General features: G+C 55.1%; 14 protein-coding genes. 7 read left to right on the top strand and 7 right to left on the bottom strand.

Annotated elements, in window-relative coordinates:
• From acnD to K7H09_RS18565, 4 genes are all read right to left on the bottom strand, one after another.
• Positions 1-2,610, bottom strand: coding sequence for a Fe/S-dependent 2-methylisocitrate dehydratase AcnD (gene acnD, locus K7H09_RS18580; RefSeq protein ID WP_041159203.1), 2,610 nt, complete (start codon positions 2,608-2,610; stop codon positions 1-3).
• A 67-nt stretch (positions 2,611-2,677) separates the two neighbouring features.
• Entirely contained in the window at positions 2,678-3,805 is a 1,128-nt protein-coding gene (gene prpC, locus K7H09_RS18575) for a bifunctional 2-methylcitrate synthase/citrate synthase (RefSeq protein ID WP_022522897.1), read from the bottom strand.
• Positions 3,806-4,037: 232 nt separating this feature from the next.
• The gene (gene prpB, locus K7H09_RS18570) at positions 4,038-4,928 is read right to left on the bottom strand and encodes a methylisocitrate lyase (RefSeq protein WP_022522896.1); all 891 of its coding nucleotides are present in this window, start codon (positions 4,926-4,928) and stop codon (positions 4,038-4,040) included.
• Between the two features lie 48 nt (positions 4,929-4,976).
• On the bottom strand, positions 4,977-5,720 hold the full coding sequence (locus K7H09_RS18565; RefSeq protein ID WP_041159202.1) for a GntR family transcriptional regulator: 744 nt from the start codon (positions 5,718-5,720) through the stop codon (positions 4,977-4,979).
• Between the two features lie 233 nt (positions 5,721-5,953).
• Here K7H09_RS18565 and pabB point away from each other — a divergent pair, with 233 nt between their 5' ends.
• Positions 5,954-7,309 (top strand): aminodeoxychorismate synthase component I, encoded by a 1,356-nt coding sequence (gene pabB, locus K7H09_RS18560; RefSeq protein ID WP_022522894.1) that lies wholly within the window; start codon positions 5,954-5,956, stop codon positions 7,307-7,309.
• Positions 7,310-7,426: 117 nt separating this feature from the next.
• Positions 7,427-8,047, top strand: coding sequence for a phosphoadenosine phosphosulfate reductase domain-containing protein (locus tag K7H09_RS18555; protein WP_041159201.1), 621 nt, complete (start codon positions 7,427-7,429; stop codon positions 8,045-8,047).
• A gap of 14 nt (positions 8,048-8,061) precedes the next feature.
• Here K7H09_RS18555 and cysB read toward each other — a convergent pair whose 3' ends face one another.
• Positions 8,062-9,036 carry an HTH-type transcriptional regulator CysB gene (gene cysB, locus K7H09_RS18550; protein ID WP_009287995.1) on the bottom strand — a complete coding sequence of 325 codons (975 nt, stop codon included), beginning with the start codon at positions 9,034-9,036 and terminating at the stop codon, positions 8,062-8,064.
• A gap of 391 nt (positions 9,037-9,427) precedes the next feature.
• On the opposite strand from cysB, the gene trxA reads away from it, so the two are divergent.
• A complete protein-coding gene (gene trxA / locus K7H09_RS18545; RefSeq protein ID WP_007113240.1) occupies positions 9,428-9,751 on the top strand; it encodes a thioredoxin in 324 nt (107 codons plus the stop codon).
• Between the two features lie 68 nt (positions 9,752-9,819).
• On the opposite strand, the gene K7H09_RS18540 is transcribed toward trxA, so the two are convergent.
• Complete coding sequence (locus tag K7H09_RS18540; RefSeq protein WP_009287994.1) at positions 9,820-10,923, bottom strand: AI-2E family transporter; 1,104 nt, start codon at positions 10,921-10,923, stop codon at positions 9,820-9,822.
• Positions 10,924-11,127: 204 nt separating this feature from the next.
• Here K7H09_RS18540 and K7H09_RS18535 point away from each other — a divergent pair, with 204 nt between their 5' ends.
• The gene (locus K7H09_RS18535; RefSeq protein WP_022522891.1) at positions 11,128-11,985 is read left to right on the top strand and encodes an SIMPL domain-containing protein; all 858 of its coding nucleotides are present in this window, start codon (positions 11,128-11,130) and stop codon (positions 11,983-11,985) included.
• On the opposite strand, the gene serS is transcribed toward K7H09_RS18535, so the two are convergent.
• Entirely contained in the window at positions 11,930-13,207 is a 1,278-nt protein-coding gene (serS, locus tag K7H09_RS18530; RefSeq protein ID WP_041159200.1) for a serine--tRNA ligase, read from the bottom strand. The genes K7H09_RS18535 and serS overlap by 56 nt on opposite strands.
• A 419-nt stretch (positions 13,208-13,626) precedes the next feature.
• Between serS and K7H09_RS18525 the strand changes: the two genes are divergently transcribed.
• The 3 genes from K7H09_RS18525 to K7H09_RS18515 all read left to right on the top strand — a co-directional run.
• Positions 13,627-14,874: a dicarboxylate/amino acid:cation symporter gene (locus tag K7H09_RS18525; RefSeq protein WP_230805491.1), complete on the top strand. Its 1,248-nt coding sequence runs from the start codon at positions 13,627-13,629 to the stop codon at positions 14,872-14,874.
• A gap of 162 nt (positions 14,875-15,036) precedes the next feature.
• Positions 15,037-15,627, top strand: coding sequence for a DUF4202 domain-containing protein (locus K7H09_RS18520; protein ID WP_009287992.1), 591 nt, complete (start codon positions 15,037-15,039; stop codon positions 15,625-15,627).
• A 90-nt stretch (positions 15,628-15,717) separates the two neighbouring features.
• A partial coding sequence (locus K7H09_RS18515; RefSeq protein ID WP_230805489.1) for a hypothetical protein occupies positions 15,718-15,904 on the top strand: 187 nt, incomplete at its 3' end.

Genomic DNA, 15,904 nt, shown 5'->3' with positions numbered 1-15,904 from the left:
TTAAGCCGCCGTGGACTCAAGAAAGTCCTGGGCAAAACGCTGCAGTACACCACCAGCAGTGTAAATAGACACCTCCTCGGCGGTGTCCAAACGGCACTTCACCGTAACCCGCTCGCTTTCACCGTTTTGGCGGTGGATCACTAGGGTGAGCATCGCCCCTGGCGAAACGGCGCCTTCGACATCAAAGGTTTCAGTGCCGTCCAGGCCCAGTGTCATACGCGTAGTCCCGGGCTCAAACTCCAGCGGCATCACCCCCATCCCGATCAGGTTGGTGCGGTGAATACGCTCAAAGCCTTCGGCGGCGATCGCTTCCACGCCCGCCAGCGCCACGCCTTTAGCCGCCCAGTCCCGTGAGGAGCCCTGACCGTAATCCGCCCCGGCAATAATGATCAGCGGCTGCTTGCGGGCCATGTAGGTTTCAATCGCCTCCCACATGCGGGTGACTTGGCCTTCCGGCTCTACCCGCGCCAGCGAGCCCTGTTTAACGTTGCCGTCGGCATCGCGCACCATCTCGTTGAACAACTTCGGGTTGGCGAAGGTAGCGCGCTGGGCAGTCAGGTGGTCACCGCGGTGGGTGGCGTAGGAGTTGAAGTCTTCCTCCGGCAGGCCCATTTTGGCCAAGTACTCCCCTGCCGCGCTGTTCAACTGAATCGCGTTGGAGGGTGAGAGATGATCGGTGGTGATATTGTCCGGCAAAATTGCCAGCGGCCGCATGCCTTTCAGGGTGCGCACTTTAGCCATATTGCCCTCCCAGTAAGGCGGGCGACGGATATAGGTGCTCTGGGGCCGCCAGTCATATAGCGGGCTGACCTGAGCGCGGGCACTCTTATCCAGATCGAACATGGGAATATAGGTCTGGCGGAACTGCTCCGGCTTCACCGACGATTTAACAATCGCATCGATCTCTTCATCCGCTGGCCAGATATCCTTCAAAGTGACAGGATTTCCCGCCTGATCCACGCCCAGGACGTCTTTTTCGATATCAAAGCGAATCGTGCCCGCGATGGCATAGGCAACTACCAGAGGCGGTGACGCCAGAAAGGCTTGTTGGGCATGGGGGTGGATACGGCCGTCGAAGTTACGGTTGCCGGAAAGCACGGCGGTCGCATAGAGATCACGCTCAATAATCTCCTGCTGGATTTTTGGATCCAGCGCTCCAGACATGCCGTTACAGGTGGTGCAGGCATAGGCCACCACCCCAAAGCCGAGGCTTTCCAGCTCGCTCATCAACCCAGCTTCTTCCAGGTACATCTTGACGGTTTTCGAGCCCGGCGCCAGCGACGACTTCACCCATGGTTTACGCAGCAGACCCAGCCGGTTAGCGTTGCGGGCGATAAGCCCGGCGGCGACCATATTTCGTGGGTTAGAGGTATTGGTGCAGCTGGTAATGGCGGCGATGATAACCGCGCCGTCGGGCATTTTGCCCGCTTTCTCTTCCGCCTGTGCCGCCTCAAGCCCAACAGCAATACCACGCTGGGCAAGCTCTGAAGTTGGCAAATGGGCGTGGGGGTTGGAGGGCCCCGCCAGGGTGCGGGTTACCGACGAGAGGTTAAAGGTCAGTACCCGCTCGTACTCAACCTCGGTCAAGCTATCCGCCCACAGGCCGGTGTGCTTGGCGTAGGTTTCGACCAGCGCCACCTGTTCATCTTCACGGCCGGTAATTTTCAGGTAGTCGATAGTTTGGCCATCGATGTAGAACATCGCCGCGGTCGCGCCGTATTCGGGGGTCATATTGGAGATAGTGGCGCGATCTCCGACCGTTAGCGCGTCGGCACCTTCACCGTAGAACTCCAGGTAAGCACCAACCACCCGCTCTTTACGCAGGAACTCGGTAATCGCCAGTACCATATCGGTGCCGGTAATGCCGGGCTGCAGCTTGCCGGTCAGCTCCACGCCGACGATATCCGGCAGGCGCATCATGGAGGCACGGCCCAGCATGACGCTTTCGGCCTCCAGACCACCCACACCTACGGATATAACGCCAAGGGCATCGACCATGGGCGTATGGCTATCGGTACCCACACAGGTATCCGGATAGGCAATGCCGTCACGGTTCTGCACCACCGGTGACATCTTCTCCAGATTGATCTGGTGCATGATGCCGTTGCCGGGAGGAATTACATCGACGTTCTCAAAGGCCGTTTTAGTCCAGTTGATAAAGTGGAAGCGGTCATCGTTACGGCGATCTTCAATGGCGCGGTTTTTCTCGAAGGCGCCCTCTTCCGACCCTGCGTGCTCCACTGCCAGTGAATGATCGACGATTAGCTGGGTGGGCACTACAGGATTAACCTTGGCGGGGTCACCACCCTTCTCGGCAATAGCGTCACGCAGCCCGGCCAAATCGACCAGAGCAGTCTGGCCTAGGATATCGTGGCAGACGACACGCGCGGGGTACCAAGGAAAATCCAGGTCACTCTTGCGCTCGATCAACTGTTTTAGCGCATCGGTGAGCAATTCAGGATCACAGCGACGCACCAGCTGCTCCGCCAGCACACGAGAGGTATAGGGCAGCTGTGCATAGGCACCGGGCTGGATATCTTCCACCGCCTCGCGAGCATCAAAAAACTCAAGCTCTGTGCCAGGCAGCGGTTTACGGTATTGGGTATTCATAGCAGGCAGACTCACAAGAAGGGGGCTGAAAAAAGCCCGGTGTCCAAGTCACCGGGCAGCAAGCGGTTCAGTCTCGCGCTTCTATCGGCACCCACTCGCTCTTCTCGGGGCCAGTGTAATCGGCGCTAGGGCGAATAATGCGGTTATTGGCGCGCTGCTCAAATACGTGCGCCGCCCAGCCGGTCAGCCGAGAGCAGACGAAAATCGGCGTAAACAGCTTGGTGGGTATATCCATGAAGTGGTATGCGCTGGCGTGGAAGAAGTCTGCGTTACAGAACAGCTTCTTCTCACGCCACATGACCTCTTCGACCCGCTCAGAAACCGGGTAAAGCACCTTATCACCCACATCGTCAGAGAGCTTCTTGGACCAGTGCTTGATAATCGCGTTGCGCGGGTCGGACTCGCGATAAATCGCATGCCCGAAGCCCATAATTTTATCCTTACGCTCCAGCATGCCCATGATCTTGCTTTCTGCTTCTTCCGGCGACTGCCAATCCTCGATCATCGCCATGGCCGCTTCGTTGGCGCCGCCATGCAGTGGGCCGCGCAGCGACCCAATCGCACCGGTCACGCAGGAGTGCATATCGGAAAGCGTCGAGGCGCATACCCTTGCGGTAAAGGTAGAGGCGTTAAACTCGTGCTCGGCGTAAAGAATCAGCGATACGTTCATGACCCGCGCATGCAGTTCAGAGGCGGGCTCGCCGCGCAGCATATTAAGGAAATGCCCGCCTACTGAGTCATCATCCGTTTCGGTATCGATGCGCACACCGTCGTGGGAGAAGCGGTACCAGTAACAAATAATCGAGGGCAGCACCGCCAGCAGCCGATCAGCAACGTCTTGCTGCTGATCAAAATTCTCCTCGGTTTCTAGATTGCCCAGCATTGAAGTGCCGGTGCGCATTACGTCCATCGGGTGAGCGTCTTTGGGGATCTGCTCAAGTACCGTTTTTAATGCATCGGGCAAGCCGCGCAGGCTTTTGAGCTTGCTGATGTAGTGGTCTAGCTCACCCTGATTAGGCAACTTGCCTTTTAACAGCAGGTAAGCGACCTCTTCGAATTTGGCTTTTTCAGCCAGCTCTTTAATATCAAATCCGCGGTAGGTCAGGCCTGAGCCTGTTTTACCTACCGTACACAGCGCGGTGGAACCAGCGCTCTGGCCACGCAGTCCTGCTCCTGTTGCGGGTTTATCAGCCATGGTGTGTCTCCTATTACTGCTTTTATTTTTACTATCGATTTATGAATAAGGTCGTTCATTAAACTTTCGGCAAAGCTATCTTGGTGAGAGGACAGGTTTCCGCGAGGGCGCTGTGAACCCCTCCCTGGGCGCTACTTTTGTCATCCATGACAAAAGACCCTCGCTTCAACCTGTCCTCTCACCAGTTTGCAGAAGAAATCATTTCCAACTGCGCTTCATCTTAACTGGCGGTTTATTGGTCATCGCCTTTCTCGGCAAACAGCGCGTCCAGCTTCTGCTCAAAGTCGTGGTAATTGAGAAAATCGTAGAGTTCGTCGCGGGTTTGCATCAGCGGCACCACGTCTTTTTGGTGGCCGTTGTCGAGGATGCTTTGATAGACCTGCAGTGCCGCAGCGTTCATGGCGCGGAAGGCCGAGAGCGGGTAAAGCACCATGCGGCAGCCAACCTCGCCAAGCTCCGTTTGAGTAAACAGCGGAGTAGCACCGAACTCGGTGATGTTAGCCAAAATGGGTGCATTGACCCGTTCACAGAAGGCTTTGTAATCATCCAGGGTATGAACCGCTTCAGCGAAGATGGCATCTGCACCGGCTTCAACGCAGGCGTTGGCACGCTCAATGGCAGCATCAAGCCCCTCTTTTTGAAACGCATCGGTGCGAGCAATCAAATAGAAGTCGGGGTCGATCTTGGCATCGGCGGCAGCTTTAATGCGGTCGACCATCTCCTGCTGAGAGACAATTGCTTTATTGGGGCGGTGTCCACAGCGCTTTTGAGCCACCTGGTCTTCCATATGTACCGCGGCCACGCCAGCGCGCTGCATTTCTTTTACCGTGCGTGCAATATTGAAGGCACCGCCCCAACCGGTATCGATATCCACCAGCAGGGGCAGCTCGGTAGCGCCGCAGATACGGTGGGCATCTTCCACCACATCATTCATGGTCGTCATGCCCAGATCCGGCAAGCCGAACGAGGCGTTAGCTACGCCGCCACCAGAGAGGTAAATGGCTTGATGGCCAACCTTGTCGGCCATTAGCGCTGTATAGGCATTAATGGTGCCTAAGATCGGCAGCGGACGGTTAGCCTCAAGCGCGGCTCGAAACCGGGCGCCGGGAGTCATCTGGGACATGGGGTGTTTCTCCTATTGCTAATTTCTAGTTATGTTTTAGCTGCGTGATTAAGAGCTTTGCGATTTAGATGCTGACTCTTCGAGGGTCGCTGCATAGCGATCCGCCACATTGGCGCGGGAGGCGCTGACATGGCGGCGCATGAGCAGCTCGGCCAGCTCCGCATCGCCAGCTTCAATGGCATCAACAATGCGATGGTGTTCCACAAAGGCGCGCTGCGGTCGCGTGCCGCTAGCACTGAACTGAGTGCGATAAAGGCGCACAAGGTAGTAAAGGTCATCACAGAGCAGGTTCATTAGCATTTTGTTGTGGCTGCCCTGAACGATGCAGTAGTGAAAATCGAGATCGCCTTCGCGCTGGTAGTAAGCTTCGCCACGCTTTAAATCCGCCTGACCTTCGTGCAGCGCCAGCACATCCCGCAAACCCTGAACCTCTGCCGGTGACATATGCTCAGCCGCCAAGCGCGCCGCCATACTTTCCAGGGCTTCACGCAGGTCAAACAGCTCTAAAAGCTCTTTCATTGAGAGCTTAACCACCCTTGCGCCCACATGGGGAACCCGCTCGATGAGGCGGTGTGCTTCCAGGCGGCGCATCGCCTCGCGCAGCGGCCCACGTGAAATACCGTAGGTTTTAGACAATCCCGGCTCGGTGATCTTACTGCCGGGAGCAAGCTCGCCGCGTACGATGGCATCCTGCAACTGATGAAATACCCGCTCGGCGAGCGTGCGTACTTCAGGGGTTGCCATTTCATGCGGCGAGGAATCGGAATAAGAAGAAGAAACAGGTAAGCTCATGGCGAATTGTCGACAATTAGAAACATAGCGAAACTTTAGCCCCGCGAACCACCGCCGTCAACCTGCTTATAAAGCGACTTTATACATCTTTCGTTGTAGGCAAAAAGTCTAGCTGCAAAAACAGTGTCAACAATCCTCTTCCGAGCGTGAGAAATGCGTCAATCGTGCGACTGGTGCCGATCTTCAACGACCTCTAACATATGCAGCCCTTTTACCGGCCAGGCGTTTGCTTAATGAACCAGGCGTTGACGATAACTGCCCTGCCCTATTCACCCGACCCATTGGGTATATTCGCCTGCCTACGTGCTAGGCCCGGCGCGGTGCTGCTCGATAGTGGCCGCCCTATCGCCACCGGTCGCTTTGATATTATCAGCAGCGACCCACTTGCTACGCTGGAAGTTACTCATCATGGCGAAGCGAGTATTGCGTCAGATCAGCTTAGCCCACCGGCGCACTTGGCTAACGATGCGTTTGCCCTTCAGCAGTGGCTACTGGATCAACTGGATATCCCTGATGAAACCAGTGAACTCCCTTTTCTAGGCGGGCTAATAGGCTACTGGGGCTACGATTTAGGGCGTAAAACCTTATCGGTTCAGAGTGCTCAGGCAAGCCCGGTCACCTTACCGCAAGCCCGTTTGGGGCTTTACGACTGGTGTATCACCCTGGATCACATGGCCCAGCAGGCGTGGCTAATCGCCACTCCGCAGCGTCGTGAGCAGGTGGAAAACTGGCTTACCAAGACGCCAGAGCCAACTAGCGCGTTTACATTAACGAATACCTTTAAAGCAGAACTTAGCCACACCCAATATGTCGCACGCTTTAACGCCGTGCAGCGCTATATTCGCGCGGGTGACTGCTATCAGATCAACCTGGCTCAACGCTTTTATGCCGACTACCAAGGGGATGAGTGGCAGGCGTACCTGCAGTTACGCAAAGCGACCCCCACACCCTATTCAGGTTTTATGGCCTGGGGCGATAAGGCCGTACTGTCACTTTCACCCGAGCGGTTTATTCAGTGCAGCAACGGCGAGGTCGAAACACGGCCGATTAAAGGTACCCGCCCGCGAGGGGCCACACATGAAGAGGATCAGGCGCTGGCGGCACAGCTATTGAGCAGCACTAAAGATCGCGCTGAAAATGTGATGATCGTTGACCTGCTGCGCAATGACCTGGGTCGCGTCTGCCAGCCAGGCTCCATTCGCGTTCCGCAGCTATGTCGCTTAGAGAGCTACCCTAACGTGCACCACCTAGTTAGCGTGGTGCAGGGAACGCTGGCCGGTAATTACACCCCGCTGGCACTGCTTAAGGCGGCCTTTCCTGGCGGCTCAATTACCGGTGCACCTAAAATTCGCGCGATGCAGATCATTGATGAACTAGAACCCTGCCAACGCAGTGTTTATTGCGGCAGCCTTGGCTATGTCGATGTACGTGGCAGCATGGATACCTCCATCGCTATTCGCACTATGGTTGCCGAGGCGGGAAGACTGCATGTATGGGGCGGAGGGGGCTTAGTAGCAGACTCTCAAGCGGACGAAGAGTACACCGAAACTCTGGATAAAATTCGCCACCTTATTGGCGCTTTGGAATAAGCAGTGCGAGCTCTATATCAAAAAGGAATATAAAAGCCAAACTAAACGGTATTGGGGTTCGCTGCCTCCTGTTTGGTAGCCTAGTCAGTATTATTTAATTTCCGATTAGGAGGCAGTATGTCCTCAGAGCTTGAAGCGATTAACAGAGATTTCGCAAATAATCCTCAAGGGTTAGTTGAGTGGGCGCTGACCCAGGGTGCACGACCTATTTGCACCACCAACTTTCGCCCTTTTGAGGCGGTGATTCTTCATATGGTGACCCAGGTGCGCCCGGATATACCCATTGTGTGGATGGACAGCGGCTACAACACCGAAGCAACTTATCAATTCGCTGACGAAGTGATTCAACAACTCAACCTGAACATCGTGAGCTTTGTACCCCGGCGCACGCGCGGCCACCGCGAGGCGCTGGAAGGCCCCATGCCGGGTATCGACGACCCGCGCCACGCAGCCTTTACTCAGGAAGTTAAAATCGAGCCCTTCGAGCGTGCGCTGCGTGAAATGCAGCCCGACGTATGGTTCACCGCACTGCGCGCTGAGGACACCCCCGAGCGCGCAAAAATGCAGCCGGTTAGTCGCAACAGCGATGGCCTATTGAAAGTTGCCCCGTTGCTGCAGTGGAGCGCCAAAGATATGTACCAGTATCTACAGGCGCATAATCTGCCCAATAACTTCGATTACTTCGACCCTACCAAGGTGGAAGAGAAGCGCGAGTGCGGGCTACATTTGCAGCACTAACTCCACACTGCGGGTTAATACTCCGGCAGGTCCAGGTCGTCAAACAACGACTGCTCATGGCGCGGGCCTGCCGTTAATGCTTCATCAACCCGGTCGCGGGTTAAATGAGGCGCAAAGCGCTCCAAAAAATCATACATGTAACCGCGCATAAAGGTGCCACGACGGATACCAATTTTTGTCGTAGAGCTGGCAAACAGGTGGCTTGCATCCAGTGCCACCAAGTCATCATCAAGCGCCTCGTCCACAGCCATATGCGCCACAATGCCAACCCCCATGCCCAGCCGTACGTAGGTCTTGATCACGTCGGCATCGGCGGCGGTTAGCACCACATTGGGCGTTAACCCTTTCGCTTTGAAGGCGTCGTCTAACTGCGAGCGGCCGGTAAACCCAAACACGTAGGTGACCAGCGGATGTTCACCGAGCGCCTCCAGGGTCAACGGGCCCTGATGAGTGGCTAGCGGGTGCCCTTTAGGCACCAGTACGCAGCGGTTCCAACGATAGCAGGGCAGTAGCACTAAATCGGTAAATAGCTCCAGCGACTCGGTCGCGATGGCGAAATCGGCCTGGCCTTCACTGACCATCTGTGCAATCTGCTTGGGCGTACCCTGCTGCATATGCAGCGCCACATCAGGATATTTAAGGGTGAATTCGCTGATAATGGGCGGTAGCGCATAACGGGCCTGGGTATGGGTCGTAGCAATGGCCAGGCTACCGCGGCGCTCATCGCTATGCTCCTGAGCCACCTGCTTGATGTTTTCGGTGAGACGCAGTACCTGCCCGGCCAGGTCAATAATTGACTGCCCGGCAGGCGTCACACGTGTCAAGTGCTTACCACTGCGCGCAAAAATCTCGACGCCAAGCTCATCTTCTAACAAACGTATCTGTTTAGAGATCCCCGGCTGTGAGGTAAATAGACTTTGCGCTGTGGCCGAGACGTTCAGGTTATGTCGATTGACTTCCCAGATATAGCGGAGCTGTTGTAGCTTCATATCCTCACCTTATTTATTCTCTATACAGATCTATGTAGACCGTATCTTGATGTAGGCCGAATCTTTAAGCACACACAGGCGCTGATGCCACATCACGCCTGACGGATCGTGTCGTCACACTCGGCACTCTACAGCACCATATAGAATAAAAAACACCAAAATAATACTTTTATATTATAAAAAAAACGCCCTACCAGCACCCTTTAATTTCTGCTATTTAGTTAACTCACTGTGCAGGAAATTTGCCAGCAACCTTCGCGCCCGCTAACATCTGCCCACACTTATCGCGATAGACACGAGGCGCGCTTAAAGAGCACCAATGGATCGCGTAATGACCGTTGCTCCATTTGAGGCAACGAAACAGTAAGAGCAACGCAAACGGGAGAAGCAAATGGCTAATAATGTTGATGTCACCAACGCCAATTTTGAGCAAGAAGTCCTCAACGCTGAACAGCCTGTGCTAATGAAGTTCTGGGCGCCCTGGTGTGGCCCATGCAAGGTCATGGCCCCGGTCGTTGATGAAGTAGCTGCAGAACGTCAGGAAAGCCTGAAAGTTGTTAGTGTCAATGTAGACGACGCACCAGAAATTGCTGCCGAGCAAGGCGTCCGCGGTGTACCTACCGTCATGCTGTTTAAATCTGGCACCAAAGTCGCTTCACTGGTTGGCGCACAATCTAAGTCACAACTGACGCAGTTCATCGAACAAAACGCCTGATGAATGTGTAGCACTTGTAATAGCCGCCGACTCTGTCGGCGGTAACACGCCTTCGCTAAATTTCCTGCCTAATTTTTGCGTTTCCACGGCGGCAGACTCGCATCGCTTACCCGAATATCTTTTACACGACGCCTTCCAGGCCCTAACAGCCTAGCGATCCACCGTGTTTGTGGGTGACTATCAAGTGCGATCTTCAACGTCATCGTTAGTACCACCGAAAGTAGCATCCCCGCCGCACCAAAGATCCACCCCCATACCACCAGCGATAAAAACGCCACAAATGTAGAAAGCCCCAACGCCTGCCCCATTACCCGCGGTTCAATCAGATTGCCGAGCACAAAGTTGATGACCAAATAAGCAGAGGCTAGCAGTAACGCCTGAAAAGCACCGCCGTCTTGGGCGACCAACAGCAACAACACGGGGGGGATCGCCGCCAGCGCGGAGCCAATATTGGGAATAAAGTTGAGTGCAAAGGCCAACACGCCCCACAACAGCGGAAAATCCACGCCTACAATCATGCAAGAGAGCCATACCAGCGCCCCAGTGGCCAGGCTAATCATGGTTTTTACGGCTAGATAGCGCTTCAGCGTTAAGCTGAACTCACTAAAACGCTTCAAGCTAGGCGCCGGATTTTCCAGTGCGCGGGAAATTTTATCGCGCACGTTCAACGTCTCGAACAGCATGAATATAACCAGCAGTCCAACAATGATGCCCTGCATAAAGAGGTTGCCTAGCTGACCCAGTAAGGCAGGCATCCAAGAGCCCTCATCCTCCATTTCAAACAGCGAGTTAATCTGGTCGGGATTAATTGCTAGCCCGCGTGAAGAGAGCGCATTAAGTAAATTCCAATACTGTTCATAAAGCCGCGACTCAATTTCCGGCAACGCTGCCACGAAGGTACTGAAGCTATTGACCACCAGCAGGCCAATCAGCGATATAAACGCCAGCAATACCATCAATGTTAGAAATGCCGACATTCGCATGCTTAAGCCACAGCGATGCAGCCACTGCACCGGTGAAGTACACACTACTGCGATAAATATCGCGAGCAGCAACGGCACTAACAAATCAGCACCTGCTTTCATTCCAGCGATGATCACTACCAACGCAGCGAGTGCCAAGGTGGCATTGAGAGGAATACTGCGGTAATCCTCGTCCGACAAGTTCGACATAATCCATCCCTAGCTTGTTGTCCATATATGATGGCTGCATTCGGCGTATTGCACAAACCGTGCAAATAATAAGCAACTGTTTTGCGTCCACTCTTCCGTACTGAACTTTCTTTTCTACTTCGCTTCAAAGCTGCGTCTACTTGAATGATTTATACCCGGTTTTAACTTGGCGGCGCCACTGCCCGCTCACTAAGGAAAACATTTATGCAAGCCATACCAGCTAACCTTCAAAAACCAGGCTCTAAACGTTTACGCAATGGCCTACTAGGCGGCGCTCTATTGGCACTCCTTAGCGCTCCTTTTGCACACGCTTCACCGTCAACACCGCCCCAGCCAAGCTTGCATGTTCAAGCGCAGTCTTGGGTTGAGGTAGAACCCGACAAGGCCACCCTGAATGCACGATTGTGGGAAAACACACCCGCCCTTTCCACCTTGGAAGAGAGCGATAGTAGCGCACTTAGCGATGCCCGCGAGCGCTTAGAGACCCGCGCCAGCGAATTAATCGAACAAATGGAAGCCACCGGCCTTGAACGCAATGCCATCAATGCAGGCTCGCTAAATGTCTATCCTGAGCATATTCAAGGGCCACGCAATGAAGATGGCGAGCATGAGACCCTGCAGCGCACACGTCTTGAGCGCCCGATCACCGTCGAACTCACCGACCTTGGTCAGTTAAGCGAGGTGTTAGACGCGCTAATAGCCGCTGGTGTTAACTCATTGGATGGCGTGCAGTTTGACCTACAAGACCGCGACGCTGCCACTGACGAAGCGCTGGTCAAAGCGCTGGAGAAAGCGCAACACAAAGCAAACCTGATGGCCGACAGCTTAGATGCTGAGCTTGGTCATGTGCAGCGCATTGAAGAGACGCAATCACCTATCTTCCAGCCGCGCATGATGGCGATGCGTGCAGAAAGCGATGCCGCTGGCGCCAGTCAATCCAGTGCCGCCAGCGATTACAGCCCCGGCACCATCCGCATTGATGCCGGGGTTAGCGTTGAGTGGGCGCTTAAAGGGCCAGACGCTCCACGCCGCCCAGATAGCGACGTAGCGGCTCAGGAATAATCACCGAGCCATCTGCCTGCTGGTGGTTTTCAAGCACCGCCAGCAGGCAACGACCAACCGCCAGCCCTGAACCGTTCAGCGTATGTAGCAACTGCGGCTTTTTGGAATCCGGATGGCGATACCGCGCTTGCATACGCCGGGCCTGGAAATCCTCGCAGTTAGAGACAGACGAGATCTCCCGGTAAGTCTCCTGGCTGGGCAGCCACACTTCCAAGTCGTAGGTCTTCGTGGCCCCAAAGCCCATATCCCCAGTGCATAGCGTCACTACGCGATACGGCAACGCCAGTGCCTGCAGGATCGCCTCTGCATGACCACGCATCTCTTCCAACGCTTCGTAGCTCTTCTCCGGCTCCACAATCTGCACCATCTCGACTTTATCGAACTGATGCTGGCGGATCATTCCGCGGGTATCGCGCCCGTGCGAGCCCGCCTCGGAGCGGAAACAGGGCGTATGTGCGGTAAGCTTCATCGGCAATGCCGCTTGCTCGATAATTTCATCGCGTACAAAGTTGGTCAGTGGTACTTCTGAAGTGGGAATCAGGTGATACTCGCGCTCATCGTCCAGCTTGAACAAATCTTCGCCAAACTTCGGCAGCTGGCCGGTGCCCATCAGCGAATCGCGGTTGACCATATACGGCACGTAGCACTCTTCGTAGCCGTGCTGTTCGGTTTGGGTATCCAGCATAAACTGCGCCAACGCCCGATGCAGGCGCGCTATGGGCCCGCGCATGACCGCAAAGCGAGCGCCAGTGATTTTAGCCGCCAACTCAAAATCGAGATAACCCGACTGCTTACCCAGATCAACGTGATCCAACACCTCGAAATCAAACTCCCGCGGCGTGCCCCAGCGGTGCAGCTCGACATTCTCGTCTTCGCTTTTGCCTTCCGGCACGCTTTCATGGGGCAGGTTGGGAATACCGCTGATAGCGTCGTCCCATTCTTCCTGGACGTCGGCTAGCTCGCGCTTGGCTTTATCCAGGCGATCACCTAAATCGCTGACTTCATCCAGCAGCGGCTGAATATCTTCACCGTTGGCCTTGGCTTTACCAATCGCTTTGGAGCGCATATTGCGCTCATTTTGCAGCTGCTCGGTTTGCGTTTGCAGCTCGCGGCGACGCGACTCCAGCGCCTGCAATCCCGCTTTATCAAGCACAAAGCCCCGCCGGGCCAGTTGTTGAGCAACCGTGTCAAGATCACCGCGCAGCAGTTTCGGATCGAGCATGAATCCTGTCCCTTGGCCTGAAAACAATAAAAGCACCGCGCCAATGCGCGTGCATAAAGGGGTCTATTGTAGGCAAAAGCGCGGCGAGGAGCTATGGCCGGTATCACCAGACGCACGTTTAGCTACGCTAAAAGGCTCCAGCACCAGAGAAGTCAGCACTAGCTAACGCCACACTCCAGTAGCGCGTGGTAAGCCTACGGCGCACCCGCGAATGCAGCGCATAGCGCTGCTAGAAGGTAGCGGCACGTAATAAGTTTGCACTATCGCTAAGCAAGGTTCAGTTATCGAATCGACTGTATGTGCTATGACCACTCGGCATATCCATCCCAGCCCGTTAGCCAAAAGTGATAGAGTGCCCGCCGATTCGTCTAACGAATCGATAAATAATAGGTTTTAACACTTTTGACAGGAGAAGCGCAGTGCAGGAGACAGCACAGCAAGGAAAGTTTGCCTGGTGGCGACGAATTGCCCTATGGAAGAAGATTCTCGCCGGCTTGGCGTTGGGTATTTTGGCAGGCGCGCTGCTAGGCGACACCGCCAGCGTGTTTAAGCCGCTTGGCGATATTTTTATTAACGCCATTATGATGCTGATTGTGCCGCTGGTATTTTCCACCTTGGTGGTGGGTATTACCTCCATGCGCGACCCTCAGAAAATGGGCCGCATTGGCGCGCGTACCATTACGCTCTATTTGGTCACCACCGCCTTTGCTATCTCCATCGGTCTGGTACTTTCCACCCTGCTGCAGCCGGGCGTGGGCGTTGATTTAAGTTTTGACTCTGAAGTGGCCGCTAACGAAGCGCCATCGCTGGTCTCTATTCTGGTTAACTTAGTGCCGCGTAACCCGTTGGATGCCCTGGCCAACGGCAACATTATGCAGATCATTGTGTTTGCCATTGGTTTAGGTATTTCGCTGACGTTGATCGGTGATAAAGGCGAGCCAGTCATGAAGGTCTTCGATAGCTTTGCCGAGGCAATGTACAAGCTCACCGGCATTGTGATGGCGTTTGCGCCCTTCGGCGTATTTGGCTTAATCGCCCACGTCTCCGGACAGTACGGTTTAGAGATATTGCTGCCGCTGGCCAAGTTGATTGGCGTGGCGTACCTGGCCAGCATTCTTCACGTGCTGGTGATCTACTCGGGTTTGATCTCGCTACTGGGGCGGCTAAACCCCATGCGCTATTTGCAGGGCAGTCTGGACGCTATTGTTGTGGCGTTCTCGTCCGCTTCTTCTGCGGGCACCCTGCCGGTCTCTATACGTTGCGCGCAGAAGAACCTGGGCGTTTCCGAAGGGGTTTCAGGGTTTGTGTTACCGGTAGGCGCCACCATCAATATGGATGGCACCGCGCTTTACCAGGGCGTGGTCGTGCTATTCATCGCCCAAATGACTGGCACTGATTTGAGCATGATGGATTACGGCATGATTGTCGCCACCGGCACGCTGGCCTCCATTGGTACCGCAGGCGTACCAGGCGCTGGCCTGATTATGCTCTCGATTGTGATGGCCCAGGTTGGTCTGCCGCTGGAAGCTATCGCCGTGGTCGCGGGGATTGATAGGATCCTTGATATGGCACGCACCAGCGTCAACGTCGCGGGCGATTTAATGGTCACCACGCTGGTAGGTAAAAGCGAGGGTGAGCTCAACGAAGAAATCTACAACCGTCGCTAACTTTAACGCTAGCATTTATAGCGTATGAAAAGGCGTCCGCTGTGCTTAGCAGCGGGCGCTGCGCTTTACCGCCTTTCATAACCTCCCCTCCCATACAGCAGTTGTGATTCGCACGGTTTCTCGGCAACCTATTAGCATCATTTTTAGCCGAGCAACGCTGCTATGCCTACCGCTTTTGATCAAACGCTCATCGCCATCGATGCCCTGCATGCCGAAGACCCGCGCTCCACGACGCTTGCCGATGGCACATCCATGCCCCAGGAACTGGCTTATGCCCAGCGCATGAGCGACTGGCTAGACCGCGTGCATGACGCTCCAGATGAGGTGCTGCGCTTAGCCGTACGCGCCCAGCACTTACAGCGCTGGTTAGTGCCGCGTGAGGAGTACCCCGAAGGGCGCGTAGGCTACTTAACCTGGCGACGCGACCAGGGCAAGCGCGCAGGCGATACCACCGCCCAGCTAATGCGCGACGCAGGCTATGCAGACGAAGATGCCGCCAGAGCCGCAACGATTATCGGCAAGAAAGGCCTGGGCCGCGACCCCGATGTACAAGCGCTGGAAGATTGCGCCTGCCTGGTGTTTCTAGAGAACTACTTTGCCGATTTCTCGCGCAAGATCGAGCACGACCATATGGTGCGCATTGTGCAGATGACCTGGCGTAAAATGTCACCCCGCGCCCATGCACTAGCCTTGAAGCTACCGATGTCGGATGCCTCATTAGCGCTGGTAAAAGAGGCCCTGGGAGCAGAGTAAAGCGCTACAGTGAGATGCAGCGAGGCAGCCGCTGCGGTAAAGTAGCGGTCTTCTTTTATTGCGCCCCCGGCACTGACGGCTTGATCAACTATGATTGCATCCTTGGACACCCGTACCGCCCCGTTCGCACGCTTGGGCAATGAGTATGTACGTTTTTTACAGGCTCTTAAAACGCGCGGTTTTGAAGGCGAAATTGCTCCCGATTACGCCAACCGCACGGTGCTGGCGACGGATAACTCAATTTACCAGCGCCTGCCCCAGGCGGCGGTCTACCCCA

Source organism: Halomonas sp. IOP_14, assembly GCF_021021315.1.
GTDB classification, from domain to species: domain Bacteria; phylum Pseudomonadota; class Gammaproteobacteria; order Pseudomonadales; family Halomonadaceae; genus Vreelandella; species Vreelandella titanicae.
This window is presented reverse-complemented; position numbering and strand designations above follow the sequence as displayed.